The organism is Streptomyces sp. NPDC101160 (assembly GCF_044768205.1).
Classification (GTDB): domain Bacteria; phylum Actinomycetota; class Actinomycetes; order Streptomycetales; family Streptomycetaceae; genus Streptomyces.
In genome coordinates this window covers 441,724-467,976 of the sequence record NZ_JBIWPJ010000003.1, presented here as the reverse complement: position 1 = coordinate 467,976, position 26,253 = coordinate 441,724, and the positions used below count along the sequence as shown (strand labels likewise).

Sequence of the window (26,253 nt, the reverse complement as noted above, 5' to 3'; positions counted from 1 at the left end):
CACACTGTGCCGCGCCGGCCCGCCGCCGTTCCACGCGCGTTCCACTGGGCGGAACAACGCCGTTGTTCTCAGCGGCCGATGACCGGCGCCGGGCCCATGACAACGACCGGCTCGCGCGTCGGGTCGAGCGCGCGCAGCAGCTCCTCCATGTTCTCCCGGGGCAGCGACACGCACGCCTGGGTGGGGCCGCCGTGGTCGACGTGGATCCAGACGCCGCCGCCCTTCTCCGGGCCGAGCGGACGCTCCTTGTTCAGTGGCGTCGTGCCGGGGACACGGTTGTAGTCGATGGCGACGACGTAGTCGAAGGAGCCTTCCAGGTCCTCCCCTAGGAAGCCGGTGCCCGACACGTCGAACTCCTCGTCCTGGTCGTACGGGAGGCGGGAGCCGGGGTCGGGAAGCCGGCCGCCCGCGTCACCGAGCCGGAAGACACCGGTCGGCGAGCGCAGGTCGCCCACCACGTGGTCGTCGGTCCAGCCGTTCAGGGCGTTGTGGCCGGTCCAGGGCCCGGCGGCCCTGCGCCATCGGCCGGCCGGCCCCCGTTCGTAGAGGACCGCGGTGGCCACGTTGCCGTCGGCACTGTCCCCGCTCACCACGAGGACCTGGCCGGCGTCGTCGGGGATCCGGGCCTGGGTGACCGGGCCGACGCCCGGGACGCGGGCCGGGCCACGGGCGCGGGCAGAGCCATGGGGAGGGGCAGAGGCAGGGGCAGAGGCAGGGGCACGGTGGGTGGTATCGGGGCCGGCCTGTGCCGTCGGCTTCGCCGGGCCCATGGCGGGCGGGGCGGCCGGTGGCCGCTGTGCGGCGGCGCAGCCGGTGAGCGCCAGGACCCCGGTCAGGGCGCAGGTCAGCACCGTGGCGGTGCCCTTGCGGACGGGCATGGATCGGCGACCTCCGTGGCGGGCGGCAGTGCGGCCATGCGTACCCGGTCCGCACACGGGCGTGTCGCCCCACACGTACGCCCTCACTCGTCCGGGCGACCTGAACAATGCAGTTGACGGGGTGACACATGCACGGGTTACCTCCCCACCATGACCCACCTGCGCATCGTCCCCGTCGACCCGGCCGACACCGCGGCCGCGCCCGCGCTGCTCGCGGACTGGCGGCTGATCCACAACGCCATCATCCCCACGGCGCCGCTCTCCGCGGCCGAGGTGCGCGAGCGCGCGGGCCGCAACCGCCTGGCGGTCGCCTACGCGGACGGCGTACCGGTCGGCTGCTCCACCGTCCGCCCGCCGGACGAGGAGACGCCCGCGGCCACGGTCATCTCCCGGATCCTGCCCGGGTACCGGGGACGGGGTTACGGGACGGCGCTGTACGAGCAGGGCCTGACGCAGGCCCGGACGCTGAGCGAGGCGGGCGTGGAGACGGTGGTGCTCGCGAGCAACACGGAGGGCCTGCGGTTCGCGCTGGCGCACGGCTTCGTGGAGACGGAGCGGTATCTGCTGCCGGGCGACACGGTGCCGTTCGTGACGCTGCGTCTCGACGAATCCGCAGATGAGACCATGACAGAAACCGCAGACGTGACCGCGGCCAAGACCACGGACGGGACCGCAGCGGAGCGGCCGTAGCCATGGCCGTGGCCGTAGCCGTAATTTGCTGGACCGGTCACCCGGAGTGCGGCACCATCGGCACATGATCGACAGAATCGAGCACCTCTCCGCCCGGTGAGCGCCCAGGAAGAGCGCACGGCGCTCACCTCTCGGCTCTCCTTGTACGAACGCGCCCTCCGCGCCCCGGAGGAGGACGCCCTCCCCGACGAGCCACCCGAGCCGGAAGGCCCGGGGCTACGCGGCCGGAAGGCCGCCGCTGCCGTTCGGGCATCCCTCGGTCCGCTCCTCGCCGGGCCGGACACCCCGGCGGCGCTCGACGAGCTCCACCGCCGGCTCGCCGAACTCCCCGTCCGCACCGGCCCGCTGGTCGCCGCCGTCCTGTCCGTGCCGCTCGACGACGAGGCCGCGGCCCGTGCGATCGGCCGCCGTCTGGTCCGTACGGGCACGGCGCGCCGATCGGTGAGCCTGGGCGTGGCACTCCTGCGGCGGCTCGGCGGGCCCGAGGACGTGCCGTGTCTGGTGGTGCTGTCCCGGCTGCGCAGGCTTTCCCGCCTGGCGGTGACGGCCCTGGAGCGGCTGGATCCGCGGACCGCGGCGTTGCGCTGGCTGGACATCCGGGTCCGCGGGCCCGAGCTGCGCCCGCTGGTGGACGCGCTGCTGTCCGACCCGGTGCCGGACGTCCGGGAGCTGCTGATCCGGCAGCCTCTGGACGCCCGGACCGTGGGGCCCGCAACGGCCCGGCGGATCGCCGAGGCCACCGGCCTCGCCGCCCTGCTCGACCGGGGCCCGGTGGATCCGCGCCTCCTCGCCCAGGCCGCGCGGCTGCTCGTCCGGATGGCGAGCCAGCAGGACTACGAGGCCGAGGTCCTCCATTACGGCGAGGCGGTGGCGGCCTGCGACGCCCTGGTCCGGCGCGCCCCGGCGCTCCCGCCGAGCGTCGGCCACGCCGCCGTGCTGCTCTCGCTCGCCGTGGACCTGCACAGCGGGCCGACACATCTGCTGCCCTGGCGGGACGGGCAGCGCGAACAGCTCCTGGACGCGCTCGGGGCGCTGCTCGCCTCGCCCGCCTGGGCCCACACCCTGTCGGAAGCCGCCGCGGACGCCCCGCCGGCCGTGCGGCGTCGCGCGGCCTGGCTGCGCCACACCGCCGAGCAGGTCTTCCGGGCACCCGAGCCGCCCGCCACCCGGCTCCGGATCGAGATCCTCTCGCGCGACCCCGCCGACGCCACGGAGCGGGTCGAGACCCGGTTCCTGATCGACGGACGCCCGCTGGTGCCGGAGGTCTTCGGGCGCGGCTCGGGCAATCCGCCCGAGTACTTCCTCGACCGGGGCGCGTTGCGCGCCGGCGAGGAGCCGCGCGAGGTGCAGCTCGCGGAGGCGTGGTGCACCGAGGGCTGTTGCGGCGCGCTGTGGGTGACGGTCGTCCGGGAGGGTGACCAGGTGGTGTGGCGCGACTGGCGCCACCCCGGCCGGCTCCCGTCCGGCGCGCCGGCGCCCGAGCTTCCCGTGTACCGCTTCGACGCCGCCGGCTACGACGCCGAGCTCGCCCGCGCGGCCGGCGACGACCGCTGGTCGTGGCCGGCCCGCACGACCGGACGGCTGCTCGCCGCGGCGCTGCGGGATCGTCCGGAGCTGCTCGCCCGCTGGGAGGCGCGGTTCGACTGGGCGGGTGCCGACTACCGGGACCCGGACACGACGGCCGTGTGGTTCAGGGGCGCGTGTGCGACCGGATCGGACGAGCCGGGGCCGCAGTTCGTCTGGCGGCTGCCCGAGGACGGGACGCCCCCGGCCGAGCGGGCGGCGGCGGGGCTGCGCCGGATCGAGCGGGAGGACCCGCGGGGGTACGCCGGCCCACCGTAGGACTGCCGACTCCCCCAGACTGACGCACCGTCAGATTCGTCGCGTCGCACCTCTGGGAACCTCACCGCCCCGGCGCTACCCTCCGCGCATGATTCCGACCGTGGTGTGGGGAACCGGAAACGTCGGGCGCGCGGCCATCCGGGCCGTCGACGCCCATCCGGCGCTCGAACTCTCCGCCGTCCTCGTCGCGAACCCCGCCAAGGTCGGCCGGGACGCGGGCGAGCTCGCCGGACTCGGGCGCCGGCTCGGCGTCGCCGCCGAGGACGACGTGGCCGCCGTCCTGGCCCGGGGCCCGCGGGCCGTGGTGTACGCCGCGTCCGGGGACCTGCGCCCGGACGAGGCGCTGGCCGACGTCGTACGGGCGGTACGGGCCGGGGCCGTCGTGGTGACGCCTGCGCTGTATCCGCTGTACGACCACCGGAGCGCGCCGCCCGAGTTCCGCGAGCCGGTCCTGGCGGCGGTCGAGGAAGGCGGCGGCTCGCTGTTCGCCTCGGGCGTGGACCCGGGGTGGGGCAACGACGTGCTGCCGCTCCTGGTGAGCGGGCTGGGCTCCACCGTGGAGGCCATCCGCTGCCAGGAGATCTTCGACTACTCGACGTACGAGCAGGAGGAGTCGGTCCGCCACCTGGTCGGCATGGGGCAGCCCATGGAGTACGAGCCGCCGATGCTGATGCCGTCCGTGCCGACCATGGTGTGGGGCGGCCAGCTGCGGCTGATGGCCCGGGCGCTCGGCGTCGAGCTCGACGAGATCCGCGAGACGCTCGAGCGGCGGCCGCTGGCGGCGACCGTGCGGACCCGGACGATGGGCGAGTTCGCGGCGGGCACCCAGGGCGCGGTGCGTTTCGAGGTGCAGGGGATCGTCGACGGCGAGCCGCGCCTGGTGATCGAGCACGTGACCCGGATCCATCCCGGCTGCGCCCCCGACTGGCCGGTGCCGCCGGACGGTTCCGGGGCGCACCGGGTGGTCGTGGAGGGCCGGCCGCGGATCGAGGTGACGGTCGAGGCGTCGGACGAGGGCGAGAACCGGTCCGCGGGCGGGAACGCGACCGCCGTCGGCCGTCTCGTGGGGGCCGTCGACTGGCTGGTGGAGGCGGAGCCGGGGCTGTACGACGCGCTGGACGTGCCGTTGCGCCCGGCGGTGGGGAAGCTGGGAAGGAGACCGCGGTGATCATCGACATTCCCGAGGGGCAGGAGCCGATCGGGTACGTGTGGGGCGACATGGTGCCCGGGATCGGGATGGCGGCGGCGAACTTCTCGCTGTCCGTGTACGCCCATACGACCCTCGGGCTGCGCGAGTTCGAGGCGGCGCGGCTGCGGATCGCGCAGATCAACGGGTGCCGGTTCTGCCTGGACTGGCGCACGGACCGGGACGGCGAGAAGGTCGAGGAGGCGTTCGCGGACGCGGTCCTCCAGTGGCGTACGACGGAGGCCTTCGACGAGCGGACCCGGCTCGCGGCGGAGTACGCGGAGCGGTACGCGCTTGACCACCACAACCTGGACGAGGAGTTCTGGGCGCGGATGACGGCCGCGTACAGCCAGGTGGAGATCGTGGAGCTGACGATGAGTCTGGGCTCGTGGCTGGCGTTCGGCCGGCTCAACCGGGTGCTCGGGCTCGACACGGTGTGCGTGCTGCCGACGCACTGAGCCGTACGAAGCCGCACGGCGCCGTACGGACAGGGGGCCGGCCGGGATCTCCCGGCCGGCCCCCTCGCCGTCGCCCGTCCGCCCTCAGAGGTCGGTGGCGATGATCTTCTCGATGTTGCGTTCGGCGAGCGCCGTGATGGTGACGAACGGGTTGACGCTGGTGCTGCCCGGGATGAGGGCGCCGTCGATGACGTACAGCCCGTCGTATCCGTGCAGCCGGCCGTAGTTGTCGGTGGCCTCGCCGAGGACGGCGCCGCCGAGCGGGTGGTACGTGAGATGGTCGCCCCAGATCTTGTAGGCGCCGAAGAGGTCGGTCCGGTAGATCGTCCCCTCCTTGGCGTTGATGGTGTCGAAGATGGTCTTCGCCGCGTCGATGGAGGTCTGCTTCCAGGCCCGGTCCCAGCCGAGGTCGACACGTCCGGTGGTGGGGTTCCAGCTGAACGCGGCGCGGTGCGGGGTGCGGGTGATGGAGAGGTAGAAGGACGCGTAGGTCTCGATGCCGGTGGGCAGCGGGGCGACCTCGGCGAAGGCGCCGCCGCGGTCCCAGTTGTCGATGCCGGCGGTGGGCATCGAGGACTGGAGCGTGCCGGTGGGGTCCCACATGTGGTTGGCCCGGCCGCACATGACGTTGCCGTTGTCGCCCCAGTTCTTGCCGACCCGGTCGTTGAGCGCGGGCAGCGCGCCGGTGGCCCTGAGCCGGGTGAGCAGCTTGCTGGTGCCGACGCTGCCGGCGGCGAAGAACACCCGGTCGGCGGTGACGCTCTTCGTCTCGGCGACGGTCCCGGCGGTGTCGAGGCGCTCGATGGTGACGGTGTAGCCGCCGCCGGCCGCCGGGGTGACGCCGGTGACCTTGTGCAGCGGCGAGACGGCGACCCGGCCGGTCTCGGCGCAGCGCGCGAGATAGGTCTTCTGCAGGCTCTTCTTGCCGTGGTTGTTGCCGTAGATGACCTCGGCGTCGAGGGCGGACTTCGGCACGGCCCCGACGGCCTCCTGCTTCATGTAGTCCCAGTCGTAGACGTTGGGCACGAAGACGAAGGGGAAGCCGGAGCGCTCGGCGTGCTTGCGGCCGACCCGCGCGTACTGGTAGCAGTCGGCGTTCTCCCACCAGGTCCGGTCGACGGAGGTGACACCGAGGCCCTCGTTGGCGCGCGGGTAGTAGACCCCGTACATCTCACCGGGGTCCACGGTCGGCAGCAGGCTCGGGAACACCGCCTGACGCGGGGTGACGGCCATGCCGCCGTTGACGAGCGATCCGCCGCCGACGCCCCGCCCCTGGTAGACGGTGATGCCGGCGAAGTCCTCGGCGTCGAGGATGCCGGTGTAGAGGGGCACGTCCTTGTCGAGCGGATAGCCGAGGAACTGGCTGATCGGCTGCTTGGTGCGGGTGCGCAGCCAGAACGAGCGGTAGTCGGGCCTGGTCGTGTTGGCGAAGATCTTCCCGTCGGACCCGGCCGTGTCCCAGGCCATCCCCATCTCGACCATGTGCACGTCCACCCCGGCCTGCGCGAGCCGCAGCGCCGCGACGGACCCGCCGTACCCGGTCCCGACGACGAGCGCGGGCACCCGCGCCCCGTCCGGAATGGGCGCGCAGAGCCCGGCGGGGGTGGTGGCGGTGGTGTCCGCACTCGCCGTACCGGCGTGGCCGGCGAGCGCGAGACCGCCCAGAAGAGAACCGGTTCCCATGACGAACCGACGACGTGTCAGACCTCTGGATGCCGAGGCCGGAAAGGATCTGTCACTCACGTGATGTTCCTCACTCTTGGAGTGAATGGGAACATGTTCTACTGGCGGGTTCTTGGGAAGTCACGAGAAACCGACGGGTAACTTAGGCCGGATTCCATCCTCCTGAACATGCGCGCAGTGCGCGCCCGTCAGGCCGCCAGGAAGGCCTCGATCGCGTCCGCCAGTGCCTTCGGGGTCTCCTCCGGGGCGTAGTGGCCCGCGTCCGGGAGGACCGTGAGGCGGGCGTTGGGGTACCAGCGCAGCCAGGTGGACTCCATGGCGTCCGCGCCGAGGGCCGGGTCGTGGGCGCCGACGACGAGGAGGACGGGGGCCGGGTTGTCGCGGACGCGCTCGTGGAAGTCGCTGCGCGACCAGGAGTCGAGGTAGGCGCGGAAGGCGACGGCGGAGGAGCGGGTCACCGAGCGGTCCACCAGGGCGGAGAGCCAGGCGTCGTCGTAGCGGCCGCCGGTGGTGTTGTCGATGATGGCGCGGCGGTTGCCGTGGTTCTCGGCGGCGCCGGCGAACAGCTCCCAGGTGTCCGCGTCGAGCGGGAAGCCGGCCGCGGAGACCGGGGAGATGCCGATGACCGAGCGCACCCGCTCGGGCGCGTCGAGCAGCATCAGCTGGGCGGCCTTGCCGCCCATGGAGTGGCCGACGACGGAGAAGGTGTCCCAGCCGAGGTCGTCGGCGACGGCCAGGGCGTCGGCGGCCACCTCCTCCATGGTGTACGCACCGTCGGCGTCGATCGCCTCCCCGTAACCGCGGCAGTCCAGGAAGGCGTAGGTGCCGGCGGACCCGTCGAGGTGTTCGCGCAGCGGCGCGAAGCTCGTGCGGTCGCCGAACCAGTTGTGCAGCACCAGGGCGCGGCGCGGACCGCTGCCCTCCACGTCGTAGGGAAGAACCCGGCCGGTCATCGTGCCCCCTGGTCGTGAGATCCGTTGGGGCCCGAGTCTCGCGAGCGGCGGCGTCCGGGGTCAATGCCCCCTGAGGGTGGTTCGGGAGCAGCAGTTTCCGGATGCGTGAGGCTTCCGGGCAGGCGCATCCTGGCTGTGTGACGTCGTACGGCGCGGCAGGCCCCGCCCCGTCGGCCGGGCCCGGGCCGCCGCCCCGGGGCGGTGGTGCCGACGGGCCCGCGGCGGACGCCCTGACGGTGGTGCTCGCGGAGTCGGTGCTGCGGGCGGTCGAGGCGGCCGGCGGCTACGCGGGCGGGGTCTATCTGCGGTCCGGAACGCCGGGGCTGCTGCGCCTCGCGGTGCTCGCGGGGCTGCCGGGACGGCTGTTCCGCCCGTGGTGGCGGATGCACATCAACCGCCCGTTCCCGGTGGCGGAGGCCCACCGCTCCGGGCAGCCGGTGCACCTGGGGGACGTCGAGGAGTCGATGCGACTGTTCCCGCAGCTCGTGGCGAGCCTGCCGTTCCCCTTCGCCTCCCTCTACACGCCGGTCGTCGGCGGCCGCGAGCGGTTCGGCGTCCTGGTGGTGCTGCGCGCCCCGACGCCCGGGGTGCCGGTCGACGCGCGGGACCGGGCCCGGACGCTGCAGGAGGGCCGGCGACTCGGGGCCACCCTCGGTGGACTGGCCGGGCACGGCACGCGGGTGGAGTGGCCGGGCGAGCCGGTCTCCGTACAGCTGCCGGCCCGCATCGGCCCGCCGGTGCGGATCGGCTACTTCGACTGGAACCTGGCCACCGGCACGGTCACCGCGGACGCCGGGCTGCGGGAGATCCTCGGCGAGCCCGCCCCGGCCCCGTGGACCGTGGAGGCGCTGACCGCCCGGCTCGTGCCGGAGGACGCGTACGCCCTGTGGGCGCTGGCCCGGCAGGCGGCCGACTCGGGCGGCCCGGCGGCGCGCCGGATCCGGCTGAAGGGGCCGGACGGCGGGCTGCACCTCCTGGAGGTCACGGCCCGCCCGCTGCGCCGCGGCCGGGACGAGAACGTGATCACCGGTTCGCTCGTCGACCTCGGCAGCGGGCTCGTCGGCTCGGACGCCACCGACCGGCTGCCACGGGCGATCCTCGCCATCGACCGGCTCGGCCGGATCACCTACGTCAACGAGCGCACCGAGGCGCTGCTCGGGCGGCCGCGCGGGGCGCTGGCCGGGCTTCCGTTGTGGGAGGCCCTGCCGTGGTTCGCGCACCCGTACCACGAGGAGCAGCTGCGCGGGGCGCTGCTCTCGGACCAGCCGATCCACTTCCTGGCCCACCCGGGGCGCGGCGAGTGGCTGTCGCTCTCGCTCTATCCGGGGCACGACGGGGTGACGCTGGTCATGGATCCGGAGATCGACCCGGCCGGGCCGATCCGGGCCAAGCCGTTCGGTGAGGGCGACGGGCTCTCCTCGCCGGAGAGCCGGGCCGCGGCGATCTACCGTCCGGTGGCGCTGGCGATCGCGCTCTCCGAGGCGGTGACGGCCCGCCAGGTGTCCGCGGTGGTCACCGAGGAGCTCCTGCCGGCCTTCGGCGGCCGGCAGCTGGCGATCTACCTCCTGAGCGAGCGGCACCTCTACATGGCGTGGGAGACCGGTTTCCCGAAGGGCTTCCTGGAGCCCTTCGACGGCGTCGGCCTGGACGCGCACGTGCCCGGCGTGGAGACGCTGACGACCGGACGGCCGCTGTTCTTCGAGTCGATGGAGCAGCTCGGCGCGGCCTATCCGGGGATGCCGCTCGACGCGCACTCGGGCGCCCGGGCGTTCCTGCCGCTGATCGCCTCGGGCCGGCCGGTGGGCACCTGCATCCTCGGTTTCGACGAACCGCGCGGCTTCACCGCCGAGGAGCGGACGGTGCTCACCGCGCTCGCGGGCCTGATCGCCCAGGCCCTGGAGCGGGCGCAGCGGTACGACTCCGAGTCCGCGCTCGCCCGCGGGCTGCAGGACGCGCTGCTCCCGCACCGGCTGCCGGTGTACGACGGCGTGGACACCGTGGCCCGCTATCTGCCGGGCACCCAGGGCATGGACGTGGGCGGCGACTGGTACGACGTGATCGAGACGTTCCCCGGAACCCTGGCTCTGGTCATCGGCGACGTGCAGGGCCACGGGGTGGCCGCGGCGGCGACGATGGGCCAGTTGCGCAGCGCCGTGCGGGCGTTCGCGCTGGGCGGGCACCCGCCGGAGGACGTGGTGCGGGGTACCAACCGGCTGCTGATCGACCTGGACCCGGGCCAGTTCGCGAGCTGCTGCTACGTCGTCCTCGACCCGGAGACGGGTCTGGCGCAGGCGGCCAGGGCCGGGCATCCGCAGCCGCTGCTGCGCCGGGCGGACGGCACGGCGGAGGTCGTGGAGCTGGCGGGCGGCGTGGTCCTCGGGGTCGACGACACCGCCACGTATCCGGTGACCCGGCTCCAGCTCGCACCGGGCGAGGTCCTCGCGCTGTTCACGGACGGTCTGGTGGAGCGGCCGGGCACAGACATCGACGAGGGCATCGAGCGGCTGCGGCGCAGCTTCGCCGCGACCGGCACGGCGGCGCTCACGGAGACCGCCGACCGGCTGATGCGCGAGGCCCGCCAGGCCCCGGACCGCCCGGACGACATCGCGCTGCTGCTCGCGGCGCGCTGGGGGCCGCACGGACACCGCCCGTGACGCCGGGCGGGCCGTCGCCGTCACCCGGTCGGGTGTGCGGCGTGGTCGTGCGGGCGGTGCGCGGGAAGGCTGGGCACCGTCGGGGGATCGCCGGAAGGCCGTTCGAGGAGGAGATGTGCAGCAGGACAAGCAGCCGGAGTACCGGGAAGTGGTGTTCCGCGACCGGTCGGCCGGGTTCGCCTTTCTGACCCGGTCCACGGCCACGAGCGACCAGACCATCACCTGGGACGACGGCCACGAGTACCCGGTGGTGGACGTCGAGATCTCGTCCGAGAGCCACCCCTTCTACACGGGCAAGGCGCGGACGGTGGACACCGAGGGACGGATCGCGAAGTTCGAGCGCCGCTACGGCGAGGGCGACGGCTGAGCCCCACGGCTTCCGAACAGGCACGGAAAAGTGGCCAGGAGATGGCCACTTCACCTTCCAGGATGAGTGAGGTGACCCGGCGGGAGCTTCCACCCCGCCGGGTCCCTCCCTGAATCTCTTCCTGGAAGGAACGCGTCATGATCGTGGTCACCGGAGCGACCGGGAACGTCGGACGCCTGCTCGTGGCGGCTCTCGCAGAGGCCGGCGAGGACGTGACGGCGGTGAGCCGCCGGGCGGGCACGGCGCCACTGCCCGAGGGCGTAGGGCACCGGGCCGCCGACCTGGCCCGGCCGGCGGAGGCGGCCGCCGCCTTCGCCGGTGCCGACGCCGTGTACCTGCTGGTCGCCGGGGTCGGCGCGGAGCTGGACCCGCGCGCGATCGTCGCCGCCGCCGTGGCGGCCGGAGTGCGCCGGATCGTCCTGCAGTCCTCGCAACTCCTCGCCACCCGCCCGGACTCGCCGTCGCACGCCCCGCTGCGGGCGTTCGAGGCGGCGGTACGGGAATCGGGCCTGGAGTGGACGATCCTGCGGCCGTCCGGCTTCGCCTCCAACGCCTTCCTCTGGTCCGAGTCGGTGCGCGCCGCCCGCACGGTCGCCGCGCCCTTCGCCGATGTGGCGCTGCCGGTCGTCGATCCGGCGGACATCGCGGACGTGGCCGCCGCCGCGCTCCGCGAGGACGGGCACCAGGGGCGCACGTATGTGCTGACCGGTCCGGCGGCGGTGAGCCCGCGCGAGCAGGCGGCGGCGCTCGCGCGGGCGGTGGACGCGCCGGTGCGGTTCGTGGCGCAGACCCGGACGGAGGCGCGCGCCCATCTGGTGCGGTTCCTGCCGGAGCCGGCCGTGGACGGGATGCTGTCGGTGATGGGCGAGCCGAGCGCGGAGGAGCAGCGGGTGAGTCCGGACGTGGCGCGGGTACTCGGGCGCGCCGGGCGGCCGTTCGCGGCGTGGGCGGAGCGCAACGCGGCCGCCTTCGCCTGAGGCCTGCCGGTCCTCTCCGTCCTCTCGGGCTTCCCCGTCCTGTCCGCCCTCTCGGGCCTGTCCGGCATGTCCGTCCTGATCGGCCTGATCGGCCTGTTCCGGGGCGTTGTCAGTGGTGGCTCGTAGGGTGGTCGGTGCCGGTGGGGAGCCGGCCCTACGGGGTGACGACGGGAGGCGGGATCATGCGGGAGCTGTATCTGGCGGAGCTGGGGGCCTGCGTGCGATGGCTCGATCTGCCGGGCGCCCAGGAGGACGACGACGGGCCGGCGCGCGTGTTCGTGCACGGTCTGGGCTGCACGGGCACGTCGGACTTCGCGCACATCGCGGTGCATCCGGCGCTGGCCCGGCGGCGCTCGCTCCTGGTCGATCTGCTGGGCTTCGGGCTGAGCGACCGGCCGGGCGGCTTCGACTACCGGATGGAGTCCCAGGCGGCGGTCGTGGCCCGGATCCTCGACCACGAGGGCCTGACCGGGGTGGAGCTGGTGGGGCATTCGATGGGCGGGGCCGTCGCGGTCCATCTCGCCGCCGCGCGGCCGGATCTGGTGGACCGGCTGGTGGTGGCCGAGCCCAACCTGTATCCGGGCGGAGGGATGTTCTCCTCCCCCGTCGCGGCGCAGGACGAGGAGTCCTTCGTGCGCGAGGGCTTCGCGGCGATGCTCGCCGCACAGCAGCGGGCGGACTACGCGGCGCGGCTGCGGCTCGCGGACCCGCTGGCCGTGCACCGCAGCGCCGTGGCGCTGGTGGAGGGTTCGGCGCCGGCGGCGGGTGACCTGTTTGCGGCGCTGCAGCGGCCGCGGGCGTTCCTGGTGGGCGAGGCGAGTCTGCCGGACGCCGATGCCGAGAAGGTGGCGGCCGCGGGCATACCCGTGCTCGTGGTCCCGGCGGCCGGTCACAACCTGATGATCGACAACCCGGACGGCTTCGCCCGGGCGCTGGCGGAGGCCCTCGCCTGACGCCCTCGGCTGGGCGACCGCCCCCGGCCGGATGCGGCACGGGGGGCGGTGGTCGACGCCCGGCGCGGGGGCCGGGCGGTCGGACGTCGGTCTCAGACGGTGCCGGAGGCGGCGACGCGGATGTCGGCGCTGGTGCGGCCGGAGGCGGAGCCGAGGCCCTCGATCTTCTTGACGAGGTCCATGCCCTCGACGACCTCGCCGAAGACGACGTGCTTGCCGTCGAGCCAGGGGGTCACGACGGTCGTGATGAAGAACTGCGAGCCGTTGGTGTTCCTGCCCGCGTTCGCCATCGAGAGCAGGCCCGCGCGGTCGTGCTTCCGCTCGAAGTTCTCGTCGGCGAACTTCTCGCCGTAGATGCTCTTGCCGCCGGTGCCGTTCTCGTTGGTGAAGTCACCGCCCTGGAGCATGAACTGGGGGATGACGCGGTGGAACGGGGAGCCGGCGTAGCCGAAGCCGTTCTGGCCGGTGCACAGCTCACGGAAGTTGCGGGCGGTCTTCGGCACGACGTCGTCGTACAGCTTGAAGACGATGCGGCCGGCGGCCTCGCCGTTGATGGTGATGTCGAAGTAAACGTTGTCGCTCATGGGGACATCCTGTCATTTCCCAGGTAATGCGCGCGCACGGGCCACCGCCTCTCGGGTGGTGGCAGCGTGAACGTGCCCCGCACGGCCCTGTCGGGAGGACGGTGCGGGGCACGGAAGCATGCGGGGTGAGCGGTCAGATCAGACCGCCGGTGTGCAGGGTCTGGACGGTGTCACCGGCCTTCTCGACGGTGCCGTGCAGGAGGGCGCCGGCGCCCTGGTCCTCCTGGAGCAGGCCGGTGATCCCGTCGACCGGGCTGCTGCTCTCCGCGGCGGAGGCGTGCGGGGGCGGGGTGACGAGGGCGGTGACGACGCCGGCGGCGAGGGAGGCGATGGCGAGCATGCTGCGCTTCTTCATGGCCTGGTCAACTGCCGAGGAGGGCCGAGGTTACGGGGGCGCCCGCGCTCTTTCCCATGCGCGCCCCCACCCGCACGCCTGCGTCATACACCCCGAACACTGCTGAACGGAGGAAAAAATCCCAGAACGGGAGGAACCGTATAGTTGAGGGCGGATGTCTCTCCCAGTGACACCACTGTCCCCGTCGCAGAAGAAAGCCGGGGGACGTCATGCTCCACCGTCAGAGCCTCGCGGCCACGGCCGCCGGCATCCTCCTCGCCGCCGGGATCGGGGCCACCGTCCCCGCCGGCGCCACCGCCGCACCGCCCCGCACGACGACCCCGCCGGCCACGGCGCAGGTCGTCAACGTGCGCTGGAGCGGTCACCGCACCTTCGACCGGCTCGTCGTCGACGTCCGGGGCACGATGCCCCCGGTGACCGTCAAGCCCGTGAAGGTGCTGCGCTACGACGGCTCGGGCAACAGGGTCCCGCTCCGCGGGAAGTTCTTCCTGGAGATCAAGCTCTCGCCCGCCACCGCCCACAACGCCGCCGGTCAGTCCGTCTACCAGGGACCCCGGCTGGTCAGGATCCATCTGCCCGCGCTCAAGGGCGTCGCCCTCACCGGCGACTTCGAGGGCGTCGTCACCGTCGGAGCGGCCTTCCACACCAAGCCCGTCTACAAGTCCTTCGTGCTGCACTCCCCCGAGCGCTTCGTGCTCGACATCGCCCACCCGGTCCACCCGATGCCCCACTGCCAGCGGTGAGCTCGCGGAAGCCCGCCGGGCCGCCACCGGGGCGGCGACCGTCCGGCGACGGTCGCCGCCCCTCACCGCGCCCCGGACGGGCCCGGCTCAGCAGTCGTGGCCGGACTCCAGGTACAGGGTGGCTCCGGTCCGGCGGGCCCGGTCGACCTCGACGAGACGGCGGAAGGAGCGCGGGTTCATCTCCGCCTCCCACTCGGCGAGGGTCCGCAGCCGGTACTCGGTGTGCTCGGTCGGGTCGAGGACCACGGCGGCGATCTGCTCGTCGGACAGTTCGCCGCCGTCGAAGATGAACCCGATGTGATTGGCTGGCCACTGCTCGCCGCGGTCGGTGATGAAGTGGGCCGCGAGCAGCCGCGGTTCACCCTCGTGCACCAGGCCGGTCTCCTCCCGGCACTCCCGGACGGCCGTCTCCCAGGGCGTCTCCCCCGGGTCCATGTTCCCGCCGGGCCACTGCCACACCCCTGGCTCGAAGGCCGCGCGCAGCTGCAGGGGGCGGCCGTGGGTGTCGGTGAAGTACAGGCAGGCGTACGCGGTCGCTCTCGGCAGCGTCGCGATGAACTCGGCGGGCGGCAGCCAGGTGTTCGCCATGGGCGGCTCTCTCTCGGCAGGCGAATGGATCAACGCCCATCCAAGCGGTCGGAGCGCCCCGGCCGGGCCCTGAGCCCGGTCATCACCGGATCGTGTGATCACCGGGGCATCACCCCTGCGGGGTACCCCCCGAGATGACAGCGGTCGGCCCGGTCTGTCGTCCCCCGGGCGATGTGCGCGGCGGGGCCGGGACGGCACCGTGGTGCCATGATCGACGTCAGGCAACTCACCAAGCGCTACGGCACCAAGACCGCCGTGGACGCGCTCAGTTTCACCGTCCGACCGGGCCGGGTGACGGGCTTCCTCGGACCGAACGGGGCCGGCAAGAGCACCACGCTGCGGATGGTCCTCGGGCTGCACACCCCGACGAGCGGGACGGTGACGGTCTCGGGCCGCCCGTTCCGCGACCGGCCGCGCGGCTTGCGACACGTCGGCGCGCTCCTCGACGCGGGGGACGCGCACGGCGGGCGGACGGCCCGGGCCCATCTGCGGATGCTCGCCCGGTCCAACCGGATCCCGGTCGCCCGGGTCGACGCGCTCCTGGAGGAGGTCGGTCTGGCGGGCGCGGCCCGGCGCCGCATCGGCGGCTTCTCGCTGGGGATGCGACAGCGGCTCGGGATCGCCGCCGCGCTGCTCGGTGATCCGCCGGTGCTGCTCTTCGACGAGCCGCTCAACGGACTCGACCCGGAAGGGGTGCAGTGGGTGCGCGGCCTGTTCCGGCGGCTGGCGGCCGAGAGCCGCACGGTCTTCGTCTCCAGCCATCTGATGAGCGAGATGGAGCACACGGCGGACGACCTGGTGGTGGTCGGCCGGGGCAGGCTGATCGCGGCGGAGAGCCTGGCGGACTTCTCGGCGCGCGGCACCCGGCCGGGCGTCACGGTCGGCACCCCGGCCGCCGCCGAGCTGGCCAGGCTGCTGCGCGCGGAGGGCGCGGCGGTACGGGAGGAGGCCGACGGGCTGCTGACGGTGACGGGCCTGGACGCGGCCCGGATCGGCGACCTCGCGCACGGCCGGCGGGTGCCGCTGCACCAGCTGACCACGCGGAAGGCATCCCTGGAGGAGGCGTTCATGGAACTGACCGCCGACAGCGTCGAGTACCCGGCGGGAGACGCCCGATGACCGGCCTCGCCCTTGTTCTGACGGAGCCCCGCGCCCGCTTCCGCGACCTGCTGGCCGCGGAGTGGTGCAAGGTCTGGTCACTGCGCTCGACCGGCTGGTCGCTGCTGCTCGGCGTGCTCACGGTGGTCGCGTTCAACGTGGGCCAGGCATGGGACCGCTACCGCTACTGGCCGACCTACGACCCGGCCGCCCGGGCCGGCTATGTGCGCGACGGCATGGCGCTGTGGGACGCGTTCACCGGGAACGCGGCCATGGTGATGCTCCTCGCCGCGGCGGCGATGGGGGCGGTGACGGTCACCGGCGAGTACGGTAGCGGGCTGATCCGCACGACGTTCGCCGCCGTCCCGGCCCGGCGCTCGCTGATGGCCGCCAAGGTGCTCGTGGTGGCCGGGGTGACGACGGGCTTCGGCGCGGTGGCCGCCGGGGGCTCGTTCTTCGCGACGCAGGCGATCCTTTCCGTGCACGGCATCGGCCTGTCGATCGGACACCCGGGGGCGCTGCGGGTCGTGGTCGCCTCGGCGCTGCTCGCGCCGGTGAGCGCGCTGGCCGGGATGGCGCTCGGCACGCTGCTGCGGAGCGGCGCGGCGACGATCGTGGCGAACGTGGTGCTGCTTCTGCTGGTGCCGGCGGTGACGAGCGAGAAGCGCCACTGGTCGGCGGTCCTCGCCCACGTACAGCCGCAGAAGGCCTGGCAGCGGCTGGTGAAGACGGTGGACTGGCCGGAGCCGTTCCCGTGGACGGTCGGCGGGGCGTGGCTGGTGTACGCGGTGTGGGCGGTCGCGGCGGCCGCGGTGACGGTCCTCGCGGTGCAGCGCAGGGACCAGTGAGGCCGCCCGGATCAGTGGGGCCGCTTGGACCAGTGAGGCAGCCCGGATCAGTGGGGCCGCTTGGACCAGTGGGGCTCGGAGCAGCTCAGGGCTGCTCCGAGCCGGGCGGCTCGCGGTTGAGGCGGCGCAGCAGGAGGAGTTCGTGGACCAGACGGCCGACGAGGGCGCTGCCGTAGACGACGAAGCCGACGCCGACGAGCCAGGACTGGAGGACGAGGACGGTGCCGAACTGGCCGTACGTCACCGCGTTGGAGGCGATGAGCGGGGAGAAGACGTACTGCGAGAAGACCCGCAGGCCGAGCAGGCCGAGCGAGGTGAGGACGGCGCCGGGGAGCAGGGCCCGCCAGCGGATCCGGCCGCACAGCAGGAAGCGCTGCGACCACCAGAAGAAGAGGAAGGTGCCCGTGAGGTCGCTGACGGCGACGAGGGCGCTGACGCCGGTGGACGTCTGCTCCGGGGTGGGTGCGGCGACGAAGAGCAGGAGCGCGACGATGAGGACGCCGAGCCAGACGATGTGGCGCCACATGGTGTGCCAGCGCGCGGTGGGCAGGTCCCAGACGCGCTCGTAGCCGGTCTGGACAGCCGAGCCGAAGGTCACGCCGAAGGCGGCGAGCGCGGCGAGACCGAAGGCGGTGGTGCGCTCCAGGGTCGCCCCCGGCTGCCCGAAGAGCTGTTCGACCTCTTCCCGGGAGACCTCGGAGACGCCGAGGCCCTCGATGAGCCAGCGGGCGAAGCCGTGGCCGCTGGCGAGGTCGGCCGCGGCCACGACGATGAGGAGGGGGATGAGGGTGAGCAGGCTCAGCGCGGCGAACCCCATGGCGCGGTGCATCAGTTCCATCTCGCGCCCGCGGTTCCACACCAGCCCGACGGGTGAGGCGAGGATGCGGGCGTAGTGCCGGGGGAACCAATGGCCGTGCTCTCGGGGGGCATCGTCGTGCGGCGCACCGGAAGTGGGGGGCATGCCTCGTGGGGTACCCCGCTCACGGGCCGAACCCGTCCGGCGTGCCGCCGAACGGGTGGGGCCGGGTGGGAACGGGCCGGTTCCGGAGCTCCGGATGCGAGGCCGGCTTTGGGGAGCTGCGGCTTCGAGGACGGGGTTGTGGAGCTGCGGCTTCGAGGCCAGTGCCGTAGCTCCGGGGCCCGAGGTCCGAGGTCCGAGGCCCGAGGCCCGAGGCCCGAGGTCCGAGGTCCGAGGTCCGAGGTCCGAGGTCCGAGGTCCGGGGGCCGGGGGCCGGGGGCCGGGGTCCGGTGAAGAGTCAGAAGCGGGCGTACGGGCGCCCGGTGCGGGTGCAGTGGTCGGGGGCGGTGTCGTCGCCGGGGTACGGGGCCCCGGTGGCTTGGAGGGCGGCGCTCACGAGGGTCGCCAGGAGGTCGATGTCCGATCCCGTGTCCAGACGGACCGTCACCCAGCCGGAGCCGGCGCGCAGTCGGAGCGCGCTGGAGCCGAGGAGGGCCGGCCGGAGCCGGGCGATCATGGCACGGGTGAGGTGGACTTCGGCCTCGTGCTCGCCGTGGAAGTGCACGATCTCCTGTGTCGCGGTGCGCAGTCCGAGCTCGGCGCCGCACGGCGTGCGTTGGGCGATCAGCGAGGGCCAGCTCATCAGGCGTTCACTGGCGTGCCTGGCTGTGTTCATACCGAGGAGAGTGCCCCGCCGCGGGGACCGGCACAAGCGTCCGGCCGAAAGAATTCCGCCGAGGCCGAAAACAGTCGACTCGCCTCAGCTCATGGGCCGTTCGCGGACCCGGGCGGCGAGCACGGCGACGTCGTCCTCGGCGGTGTGCGCGGCGAGCCGGCGCAGCACCTCGTCGACGACCGCTTCCGGGCCGGAACCGGCTGGCAGGCGGAGCGCGGCGAGCCGGGCGAGGGAGGCGTCGATGTCCTCGCCGCGCCGCTCGACCAGGCCGTCCGTGAAGAGCAGCAGAGTGTCGGTGGGGGTGAGGGTGCGGACGGCCGGTTCGTAGCCGCCGAGGCCGGTGCCCAGCGGCGGGCCGACGGGGAGGTCGACGAGCTCGGCGGAGCCGTCGGCGGCGAAGACGACTGGCGGGAGGTGGCCGGCGCTGGCGAAGGTGGCGGTGGCGCGCGCCGGGTCGACCTGGATCAGCAGGCAGGTGGCGGGGCGCCGGGCCTCGTCCTCGGCGACGACGGCGTCCAGCTGGCGCAGCACCCGGTGCGGGGGCAGGTCGGTGGCGGCGACCTCGCGCAGGGCGCCGCGGTAGGCGTTCATGTCGACGGCGGCGTCCAGGCCGTGGCCCATGACATCGCCGACCACCAGGAGGCTGCGGCCGAAGTGGAGCCGTACGGTCTCGAACCAGTCGCCGCCGACGAGGGTGCGCGGCCCGGCCGGCAGGTAGCGGCCGGCGATCTCCAGGTTGGGGTGCGGGCGGCCCGGTTCGGCGACCAGGGCGCGCTGCAGGTGCAGGGCGGTGGCCTCGGTCGCGGCGAGCAGGCGGGCGTGCCCGAGGTGGACGGCGGCGAGCCGGGCGGCGTGGGCGACCACGGCCTTGTCGTGCCCGGAGAAGCGCCCACCGGCCCGCGCCACCCGCACCCGCCCGAGCTCCTCCCCCGTCGTGCCGAGCAGCGGCACGGCGAGGACGGCGGTACGGGGCGGGGCGCCACGTCCGACGCCGCCCGGGCCTTCCGCGCCGGCGCCCTCGGTGCCGGCGCCCTCGGTGACCTTGCCCTCCGCGCCCACGCCCTCAGCGTGCGCGACCTCGGTGGCTTTGCCCTCTGTGCCCGCGTCGCCCCCAGCGTCCGCGCCCTCAGCGCCCGCGCCCCCTGCCTCCTCCAGCAGGGCGGGGTTTCCGGCCACTGCTGCGGGTCCGGGCGCGGCCGGGGCGCCGTCCTGGGGGTGGAGGTCGACGGCTGCGGCTCCGGCGACCCGGCGGACCAGGAATCCGGCCAGTTCGGCGCAGATGATCCGCTCGTCGAGCCGGGTCCCTATCTCGGTGGCGGCGTGCTCCAGGGCGTCGAGCCGGGCGAGGACGGCCTCGTACTCCCCGACCGGCTCCCCCGCCGGCAGGCACCGTTCCCCTGCTCGTTCCGACACCGCGCCTCCACCGCCGTTCCGCCTCTCCCCATTCCATCAGCGGCCTGCCCGGGCCGCGCGCGGCGCCCCCCGACCAGCAGCGGGGGCAAGGCTGTCGCATGATGACGCGCTGGACGCTACGCTGCGACTACTGGCCGGTAACCATTGCTCGCACTCCGGGGGAACAGCCATGAGACCGGGTACTTCAGCTCCGTCGACGACGTCGCCGCACGCCTCGCCGACACCGGCTATCTGGCCTCGCCCGCCGTCGCCACCGCCGTCTTCCTCGCCGACCGGCTGGGCAAGCCGCTGCTCGTCGAGGGACCCGCCGGGGTCGGCAAGACCGAGCTGGCGAAGGCCGTCGCGCAGGTCGCCGGGGCCGGCCTCGTACGGCTGCAGTGCTACGAGGGCGTCGACGAGTCCCGGGCGCTGTACGAGTGGAACCACGCCAAGCAGCTGCTGCGGATCACCGCGGGCCGCGGCGAGAGCTGGGACGAGACCCGCACCGACATCTTCGGCGAGGAGTTCCTGCTCGCGAGGCCGCTGCTCACCGCCATCCGCTCCGACGAGCCGACCGTGCTGCTCGTCGACGAGCTGGACAAGGCCGACGTGGAGGTCGAGGGGCTGCTCCTGGAGGTCCTGAGCGACTTCCAGGTGACCGTGCCCGAGCTCGGCACGATCAGCGCGACCCGCCGCCCCTTCACCGTGCTCACCTCCAACGCCAGCCGGGAGCTCTCCGAGGCCCTGCGCCGCCGCTGTCTCTTCCTGCACATCGGTTTCCCGGAGGAGGAGCTGGAACGCCGGATCGTGCGCGCCAAGGTGCCCGGGATCGACGAGGCGCTGGCGGCCTCGGTGGTCCGGGTGGTGGGCGCGCTGCGGGCCATGGACCTGCGCAAGGCGCCCTCGGTCGCGGAGACCGTCGACTGGGCCCGCACCCTCCTCGCGCTCGGCGCCGACACGCTCTCCGAGGAGGTCGTGCGGCAGAGCCTGGGCGTGATCCTGAAGCACCAGGAGGACATCCAGAAGGCGGCCGCGAAGCTCGACCTGGACGCGGTGTGACCGCCGGCCGGGACCAGCAGCCGCAGCCTCATCCGCACCCGCGTCCCGAAAGGATCACGGACCGGGTCACCGGCCTCGTCCAGGCCCTGCGGGCGCACGGCTTCGGCATCGGCACCGGCGAGACCGTCGACGCCGGGCTCGCGCTGACCGCGGTGGGCTTCGAGGACCGGGAGCGGATGCGGGAGGCGCTCGCGGCGACGCTGCTGCACGGCGAGGGCCAGCGGAAGGTGTTCGACCGGGTCTTCGACCTGTACTTCCCGCTCGTCGAGGGACGCGAGCAGGAGCCCGACCCGGGGGCCGGCGACCCGGCGGCGGAGCTCGGGGAGTTGCGGGACCGGCTCGCCGCCGCGCTCGCCGCGGGCGACGACTCCGGGCTCACCCGGCTGGCCGGCGAGGCTGTCGGGATGCTCGGCGGCTACGGCGCGTCGCCCGGTTCGGACGGCTGGTCCTCGTACCAGACGCTGTCCCGGCTGCGCCCCGAGACCCTGCTGGCCCGGGTCCGGACGGCGCTGCGGCAGGAGACGGGTCAGGCGGCGGGCGAGCCGGAGTTCGCCGACCGGCTCGCGGACGACGAGATCCGGCGGCGCATCGAGGACTTCCGGGAACGGGTGCGGACCGAGGCGCGCCGCCGGGTCGCCCAGCGGCAGGGCCGCGACCGGGTGGCGCGGCGGGCCGTGGAGGCGACCCCCGACCGGATCGACTTCCTGCTCGCCGGCCGGGCCCAGCTGGACGAGCTGCGGCGTACGGTACGGCCGCTGGCGCGGCGCCTCGCGACCCGGCTCGCCGCGCGCCGCCGCCGGGCCGCGCGCGGCGAGATCGATCTGCGGCGCACCCTGCGGCGTTCCCTGTCGACCGGCGGCGTGCCGATGCGCCCGGTGCTGCGGCGGCGGCGCCCGGGGCGGCCAGAGCTGGTGCTGCTGTGCGACGTGTCGGGCTCGGTGGCGGGCTTCGCGCACTTCACGATGCTGCTCGTGCAGGCGCTGCACGACCAGTTCAGCCGGGTGCGCGTGTTCGCCTTCGTCAACCGGGTCGACGAGGTCACGGACCTGGTGGCCCGCGGCCGCGCGGACCCGGCCGGACTCGGCGAGCGGATCCTCGCGGAGGCGGAGCTGACCGGCTGGCACGGGCAGAGCGACTACGGGACGGCGCTCGGCGAGTTCGCCGAGCGGTACGCGGACGCGCTGGGCCCCCGTACCGTCGTCTTCGTCCTCGGCGACGCCCGTACCAACCGCAGCGACCCGAACCTGCCGGCCCTGAAACGGATCGCGGACCGGGCCCGCCGGGTGTACTGGCTGAACCCGGAACAGCCAGCGCTCTGGTCCACCGGCGACTCCGTCGCCCACGCCTACGCGGAACTGGTCGACATGCGCCCCTGCCGCAACGCCCGCCAGCTCGCCGACCTGGTCGGACGGCTGCTCCCGGTGTGAGCGGCAGCGGGTACCGTGGCTCGCATGGAACTCATCGGTGAGATCACGACCGGCCGCCCGCTCCTCGTCCTCGCGGTCAAGGAGGAGGCCCAGCACCTCGACACCGACCTGCCCGTGCTGCTCACCGGCATGGGCAAGGTCAACGCGGCGACCGCGCTCGCGACCGCGCTCGCCCGCGGGCCGCGGCCCTCCGAGGTCGTCAATCTCGGCACGGCGGGCGCGCTGCGCCCCGGCTGGACCGGCACGCACCTGATCGGCACCGTGGTCCAGCACGACTTCGACGGGCAGCTCCTCGCCGCCCTCACCGGCGAGACGTACGGTGCCCCGCTCACCCTGGCCGGCGGCGGCGAGGCCGTCCTCGCCACCGGCGACGCGTTCATCGCCGACGAGGCGTCCCGCGAGCGCCTGGCCGCCCGCGCCGCCCTCGTCGACATGGAGGGCTACGCACTCGCCTCGGCCGCCGCGCTCGCCGGGGTGCCGCTGCGCATGGTCAAGCACGTCAGCGACGACGCCGGCGAGGGCGCGGGCCGCAGCTGGCGCGAGTCGGTCGCGGAGTGCGCGCGGGCACTCGCGGAATGGGCGCAGGCGAACACGCCGTACCGCAGCTGAGCCGGGTACCGGCCCGCCTACGGAGGGGGCTGAGCCCGGGATCGAACCCGCCCACGGCGAGGCCCCGCCACAACCCGCCACTGACAGAGCTGAACCCGGCACCGAGCCGCCCACGGCGAGGGCCAAGCCCGGCACCGGCCCGCCCACGGCAGGGCCCCGCCACAACGCAACACCGACGCGCGCGGAGCCCGGCAACGCACCCACCCCTGACGCGCGCGGAGCCCGGCACCGCACCCACCCCTGACGGCGTCTGGGGCTGCGCGCTCTCCCCAACCCGCCCCGGAACACGTGCACTTCGGCGTGTCGTTCATCGGACCGCCCTTGACATTGCGGAACCGCCCCTGCCTAAGCTGGGGCGTTCCCTTCCGGACCCGTGGAGGCCCCCGTGCACGCACCGAGCGCCGCGCAGCGCCGTGGCCGTCGTGCCGTGCGGGCCGGGGCCCTGCTGAGCTGGCGGCGGCACGTGGACTTCTGCCGCACCGCGTCCGCCATCTGTCCTTCCGCACACCGCTGATCACCGCCCGACCGCCGCGCGAGCCGTCCTCCTTGGGCCGCCGCGCCGCGGTCGCGGGCCGTCGTGTGCCGCGCTCCCGCTGACATTCCCTCCGTATCGCCACCTCGCCATGCCTGCATGCGCCATTCCCGCATGCGACATGCCCGCATGTCGCCACGCGCGCATGCGGATGCGGCGGTACGGAGACGTGCCTCCGGACCGGCCCGGCGGCGGCCCGCCCTGTCGCCCCAGCCCTTCGGAAGGACTCCCATGCCTCACCCGCCCCTGCACCTGGCCGTCGAGATCGACGGCGACGGTGCCCATCCGGCCGCCTGGCGCCGGGCCGCGCACGCGCCCGGGGATCTGCTGACGCCGCGTCGGGTCGCCAGGACCGCGGCCGTCGCGGAGAACTCCGGGTTCACCCTGGTCACGCTCGACGACGACATCCTGCCGCCCGGCTCCGCCGCCTCCGGCGGGCCGGCGGGGCGGCTCGGGGCCGTCGAGCGGGCCGCGTACATCGCCGCGTCCACCAGCGTGATCGGCGTCGCGCCCGTCGTGGCCACCACCTACGCCGAACCGTTCCACGTCTCCACGCGGCTCGCCTCGCTCGACCATGTCTCGGTCGGCCGGGCCGGCTGGGTCGTGGGCGTCGAGGGGACAGCCGAGGCCGCCCGGGCCTGGGGGCGCCCCCGGGTCGAGGGCGAGGCGGCGCTGCGCCGGGAGGCCGTCGACGGCGTACGCGTGGTGCGAGACCTGTGGGACTCGTGGGAGGACGACGCCGTCATCCGGTCCGTGGCGACGAGCCGCTATCTGGACGGCGAGCGGCTGCACTACGTGGACTTCGAGGGCGAGACGTACAGCGTGAAGGGCCCGTCGATCGTGCCCCGCCCGCCGCAGGGCAGGCCCGTGGTGCTCGCGCCCGCCGGGCTCGTACCCCCGGAGCTCGTCGACATCGCCCTGGTGGAGGGCGCCTCGCCCGCCCTGCTCGGCGAGGCGGCGGCCGCGTCGGGCGCGCCGCTCGCGTTCGCCGAGATCGAGGTGGCCCTGGACACGCCCGCCGAGTCGGCGGCGGACCGGATCGCGGATCTGGAGCGGTACGCCTCCTGGGACGCCGCGCCCGGCAGGCCACCGGGCAGGCTGCGCTTCACCGGCCCGGCGGGGGAACTGGTCGCGCTCCTGGAGGAGCTGAGCGGTCTGGTCGACGGGGTGCGGCTGCATCCGCTGGTCCTGGACGAGGACCTGGAGGTCCTCTCGCGCCTGGTGCTGCCCGAGCTGTTCGTACGGCGGGTCGCGGCGCGCCCGCTGCCCGGTGCCACGCTCCGCACCGCCCTCGGACTCCCCCGCCCCGACAGCCGCTTCGCCACCACCGCCGGCACCGCCACGAGCTCCCGGGAGGGGAACCGATGACGCGCACCGACCCGCACGACGTGCCCCGCCCCGACGCCCAGCTGCACTTCGGGGTGTTCTTCCAGGGCGTCAACCACTGGACCGTCTGGTCGCACCCGGAGAGCGGCTCGCAGATCGATCCGGCCTCCTTCCGCAAGATCGCGCAGACCGCCGAACGGGGGCTGTTCGACGCGTTCTTCCTCGGCGACGGGCTGCGGCTGCGCGAGACGGACGGCCGGGTGCACGAGCTGGACGTGGCCGGGCGGCCGGACGCGCTCGTGCAGCTGTCCGCGCTCGCCGCCGTCACCCACCGGATCGGCCTGGTCTCCACGTCCAACACGACCTTCAACGAGCCGGGCGATCTGGCCCGCCGCTTCGCGAGCCTCGATCTGCTCTCGGGCGGCCGGGCCGGCTGGAACGTCGTCACCACGGACAACGCCTGGACCGGGGCCAACTTCCGCCGCGGCGGCTTCCTCGACCACGCCGACCGCTACACCCGCGCCGAGGAGTTCCTCCGTGTGGCCCGGGCGATCTGGGACGGCTGGGCGGAGGGCGCGACGGCCGACTCGGCCGACGCCCGCAGCTGGTCCGTACCGGGCACGATCGGTCAGGTGCGGGCTGCGGGGCCGCAGTTCGACGTGGAACTGACGCCGACGCAGCCGCGCAGCCGGCAGGGGCACCCGGTGATCTTCCAGGCGGGCGACTCGCCGGCGGGCCGGGACTTCGCGGCGCGCAACGCGGACGTCATCTTCTCCGCGCACGGCCAGGACTTCGACGACGCGTTCGCGTTCGCCGAGGACATCCGGCGGCGACTGCGCGTGGCCGGCCGGCCGGAGGACGCGCTCCGCATCCTGCCGGGGACGGAGATCATCATCGGTGCGACGGAGAAGGAGGCCGAGGAGAAGGCCCGCTGGATCCGCCTCGAACAGGTCACGCCCGCCACCGCGCTCGCCATCGCGGGCCGGCTGTGGAACCTGGACCTGTCGGAGCGGGACGCCGACGGGCCGCTGCCCGCCGAGGATCCGGTGGTGGTGGAGAACACCGGCGCCTTCGGCTCGGCGCGGGTCGCCGATCCGCGGGCCGTGGTCGCCGAGTGGCGGGCCAGGGCGGAGGCCAACGGCTGGTCTTTGCGGGAGACGGTGATCGAGCTGGGCCCGCAGCGCGGGCACGTCGGCACCCCGTCCGGACTCGCCGACAAGTTCACCCACTTCGCCCGGCACGGCGCCGTCGACGGCTTCAACATCACGCCGTATCTGATCCCGGACGGCCTCGACGACATCGTCGAGCTGCTCGTGCCGGAGCTCCAGGAGCGCGGGGCGTACCGGACCGCGTACACGGGGACGACGCTGCGCGAGCACCTGGGGCTGCGCCCGGTGTCCTGAACCGTTCGGACACC

The 26,253-nt window shown here is 74.1% G+C and carries 26 protein-coding genes; 17 read left to right on the top strand and 9 right to left on the bottom strand.

The window, feature by feature from the left end; translation table 11 throughout:
* Positions 1 to 68: 68 nt before the first annotated feature.
* Positions 69 to 878, bottom strand: a complete 810-nt coding sequence (locus ACIRSU_RS11555) for a L,D-transpeptidase family protein (RefSeq protein WP_403790970.1) — start codon at positions 876 to 878, stop codon at positions 69 to 71.
* Between the two features lie 150 nt (positions 879 to 1,028).
* On the opposite strand from ACIRSU_RS11555, the gene ACIRSU_RS11550 reads away from it, so the two are divergent.
* The 4 genes from ACIRSU_RS11550 (at position 1,029) to ACIRSU_RS11535 (ending at position 5,054) form a co-directional block, all read left to right on the top strand.
* Complete coding sequence (locus ACIRSU_RS11550; RefSeq protein WP_403790968.1) at positions 1,029 to 1,568, top strand: GNAT family N-acetyltransferase; 540 nt, start codon at positions 1,029 to 1,031, stop codon at positions 1,566 to 1,568.
* Positions 1,569 to 1,664: 96 nt separating this feature from the next.
* Positions 1,665 to 3,410, top strand: a complete 1,746-nt coding sequence (locus tag ACIRSU_RS11545; protein ID WP_403790966.1) for a hypothetical protein — start codon at positions 1,665 to 1,667, stop codon at positions 3,408 to 3,410.
* An 88-nt stretch (positions 3,411 to 3,498) separates the two neighbouring features.
* Positions 3,499 to 4,578, top strand: a complete 1,080-nt coding sequence (locus tag ACIRSU_RS11540) for a dihydrodipicolinate reductase (RefSeq protein WP_403790964.1) — start codon at positions 3,499 to 3,501, stop codon at positions 4,576 to 4,578.
* Positions 4,575 to 5,054 (top strand): carboxymuconolactone decarboxylase family protein, encoded by a 480-nt coding sequence (locus ACIRSU_RS11535; RefSeq protein WP_403790963.1) that lies wholly within the window; start codon positions 4,575 to 4,577, stop codon positions 5,052 to 5,054. The genes ACIRSU_RS11540 and ACIRSU_RS11535 overlap by 4 nt, the downstream gene beginning before the upstream one ends.
* Before the next feature lie 84 nt (positions 5,055 to 5,138).
* On the opposite strand, the gene ACIRSU_RS11530 is transcribed toward ACIRSU_RS11535, so the two are convergent.
* Positions 5,139 to 6,737 (bottom strand): GMC oxidoreductase, encoded by a 1,599-nt coding sequence (locus tag ACIRSU_RS11530; RefSeq protein WP_403790961.1) that lies wholly within the window; start codon positions 6,735 to 6,737, stop codon positions 5,139 to 5,141.
* Between the two features lie 188 nt (positions 6,738 to 6,925).
* On the bottom strand, positions 6,926 to 7,690 hold the full coding sequence (locus ACIRSU_RS11525; RefSeq protein ID WP_403790959.1) for an alpha/beta fold hydrolase: 765 nt from the start codon (positions 7,688 to 7,690) through the stop codon (positions 6,926 to 6,928).
* A gap of 137 nt (positions 7,691 to 7,827) precedes the next feature.
* Between ACIRSU_RS11525 and ACIRSU_RS11520 the strand changes: the two genes are divergently transcribed.
* The 4 genes from ACIRSU_RS11520 (at position 7,828) to ACIRSU_RS11505 (ending at position 12,641) form a co-directional block, all read left to right on the top strand.
* Positions 7,828 to 10,344, top strand: a complete 2,517-nt coding sequence (locus tag ACIRSU_RS11520; protein ID WP_403790957.1) for a SpoIIE family protein phosphatase — start codon at positions 7,828 to 7,830, stop codon at positions 10,342 to 10,344.
* Positions 10,345 to 10,459: 115 nt separating this feature from the next.
* Positions 10,460 to 10,711, top strand: coding sequence for a type B 50S ribosomal protein L31 (locus tag ACIRSU_RS11515; RefSeq protein ID WP_403790955.1), 252 nt, complete (start codon positions 10,460 to 10,462; stop codon positions 10,709 to 10,711).
* 137 nt (positions 10,712 to 10,848) lie between these two features.
* On the top strand, positions 10,849 to 11,688 hold the full coding sequence (locus ACIRSU_RS11510) for an SDR family oxidoreductase (RefSeq protein ID WP_403790953.1): 840 nt from the start codon (positions 10,849 to 10,851) through the stop codon (positions 11,686 to 11,688).
* 182 nt (positions 11,689 to 11,870) lie between these two features.
* On the top strand, positions 11,871 to 12,641 hold the full coding sequence (locus ACIRSU_RS11505) for an alpha/beta fold hydrolase (protein ID WP_403790951.1): 771 nt from the start codon (positions 11,871 to 11,873) through the stop codon (positions 12,639 to 12,641).
* 92 nt (positions 12,642 to 12,733) lie between these two features.
* On the opposite strand, the gene ACIRSU_RS11500 is transcribed toward ACIRSU_RS11505, so the two are convergent.
* Complete coding sequence (locus ACIRSU_RS11500; RefSeq protein ID WP_403790950.1) at positions 12,734 to 13,225, bottom strand: peptidylprolyl isomerase; 492 nt, start codon at positions 13,223 to 13,225, stop codon at positions 12,734 to 12,736.
* A gap of 133 nt (positions 13,226 to 13,358) precedes the next feature.
* Entirely contained in the window at positions 13,359 to 13,580 is a 222-nt protein-coding gene (locus ACIRSU_RS11495) for a hypothetical protein (RefSeq protein WP_403790949.1), read from the bottom strand.
* Positions 13,581 to 13,789: 209 nt separating this feature from the next.
* Here ACIRSU_RS11495 and ACIRSU_RS11490 point away from each other — a divergent pair, with 209 nt between their 5' ends.
* The gene (locus ACIRSU_RS11490) at positions 13,790 to 14,323 is read left to right on the top strand and encodes a hypothetical protein (protein WP_403790947.1); all 534 of its coding nucleotides are present in this window, start codon (positions 13,790 to 13,792) and stop codon (positions 14,321 to 14,323) included.
* Positions 14,324 to 14,410: 87 nt separating this feature from the next.
* On the opposite strand, the gene ACIRSU_RS11485 is transcribed toward ACIRSU_RS11490, so the two are convergent.
* Entirely contained in the window at positions 14,411 to 14,911 is a 501-nt protein-coding gene (locus tag ACIRSU_RS11485; RefSeq protein ID WP_403790945.1) for an NUDIX domain-containing protein, read from the bottom strand.
* Between the two features lie 207 nt (positions 14,912 to 15,118).
* Between ACIRSU_RS11485 and ACIRSU_RS11480 the strand changes: the two genes are divergently transcribed.
* Positions 15,119 to 16,030 (top strand): ABC transporter ATP-binding protein, encoded by a 912-nt coding sequence (locus ACIRSU_RS11480; RefSeq protein ID WP_403790944.1) that lies wholly within the window; start codon positions 15,119 to 15,121, stop codon positions 16,028 to 16,030.
* The gene (locus ACIRSU_RS11475; protein WP_403790942.1) at positions 16,027 to 16,857 is read left to right on the top strand and encodes an ABC transporter permease; all 831 of its coding nucleotides are present in this window, start codon (positions 16,027 to 16,029) and stop codon (positions 16,855 to 16,857) included. Before ACIRSU_RS11480 ends, ACIRSU_RS11475 begins: the two co-directional genes overlap by 4 nt.
* 85 nt (positions 16,858 to 16,942) lie before the next feature.
* On the opposite strand, the gene ACIRSU_RS11470 is transcribed toward ACIRSU_RS11475, so the two are convergent.
* The 3 genes from ACIRSU_RS11470 to ACIRSU_RS11460 form a co-directional block, all read right to left on the bottom strand.
* A complete protein-coding gene (locus tag ACIRSU_RS11470; protein ID WP_403790940.1) occupies positions 16,943 to 17,818 on the bottom strand; it encodes a YhjD/YihY/BrkB family envelope integrity protein in 876 nt (291 codons plus the stop codon).
* 295 nt (positions 17,819 to 18,113) lie between these two features.
* Positions 18,114 to 18,491, bottom strand: a complete 378-nt coding sequence (locus tag ACIRSU_RS11465) for a luciferase family protein (RefSeq protein WP_403790938.1) — start codon at positions 18,489 to 18,491, stop codon at positions 18,114 to 18,116.
* 84 nt (positions 18,492 to 18,575) lie between these two features.
* Positions 18,576 to 19,904 carry a PP2C family protein-serine/threonine phosphatase gene (locus ACIRSU_RS11460; protein WP_403790937.1) on the bottom strand — a complete coding sequence of 443 codons (1,329 nt, stop codon included), beginning with the start codon at positions 19,902 to 19,904 and terminating at the stop codon, positions 18,576 to 18,578.
* 144 nt (positions 19,905 to 20,048) lie between these two features.
* Here ACIRSU_RS11460 and ACIRSU_RS11455 point away from each other — a divergent pair, with 144 nt between their 5' ends.
* The 6 genes from ACIRSU_RS11455 (at position 20,049) to ACIRSU_RS11430 (ending at position 26,239) form a co-directional block, all read left to right on the top strand.
* Entirely contained in the window at positions 20,049 to 20,942 is an 894-nt protein-coding gene (locus tag ACIRSU_RS11455) for an AAA family ATPase (protein ID WP_403790935.1), read from the top strand.
* The gene (locus ACIRSU_RS11450; protein WP_403790934.1) at positions 20,939 to 22,369 is read left to right on the top strand and encodes a VWA domain-containing protein; all 1,431 of its coding nucleotides are present in this window, start codon (positions 20,939 to 20,941) and stop codon (positions 22,367 to 22,369) included. The genes ACIRSU_RS11455 and ACIRSU_RS11450 overlap by 4 nt, the downstream gene beginning before the upstream one ends.
* Positions 22,370 to 22,393: 24 nt before the next feature.
* Positions 22,394 to 22,978, top strand: a complete 585-nt coding sequence (locus ACIRSU_RS11445; protein ID WP_403790932.1) for a nucleosidase — start codon at positions 22,394 to 22,396, stop codon at positions 22,976 to 22,978.
* Between the two features lie 373 nt (positions 22,979 to 23,351).
* Complete coding sequence (locus ACIRSU_RS11440) at positions 23,352 to 23,492, top strand: putative leader peptide (protein WP_403790930.1); 141 nt, start codon at positions 23,352 to 23,354, stop codon at positions 23,490 to 23,492.
* Positions 23,493 to 23,741: 249 nt separating this feature from the next.
* Positions 23,742 to 24,878 carry an LLM class flavin-dependent oxidoreductase gene (locus tag ACIRSU_RS11435; RefSeq protein ID WP_403790929.1) on the top strand — a complete coding sequence of 379 codons (1,137 nt, stop codon included), beginning with the start codon at positions 23,742 to 23,744 and terminating at the stop codon, positions 24,876 to 24,878.
* Positions 24,875 to 26,239 (top strand): NtaA/DmoA family FMN-dependent monooxygenase, encoded by a 1,365-nt coding sequence (locus tag ACIRSU_RS11430; protein WP_403790927.1) that lies wholly within the window; start codon positions 24,875 to 24,877, stop codon positions 26,237 to 26,239. Before ACIRSU_RS11435 ends, ACIRSU_RS11430 begins: the two co-directional genes overlap by 4 nt.
* Positions 26,240 to 26,253 lie beyond the last annotated feature (14 nt).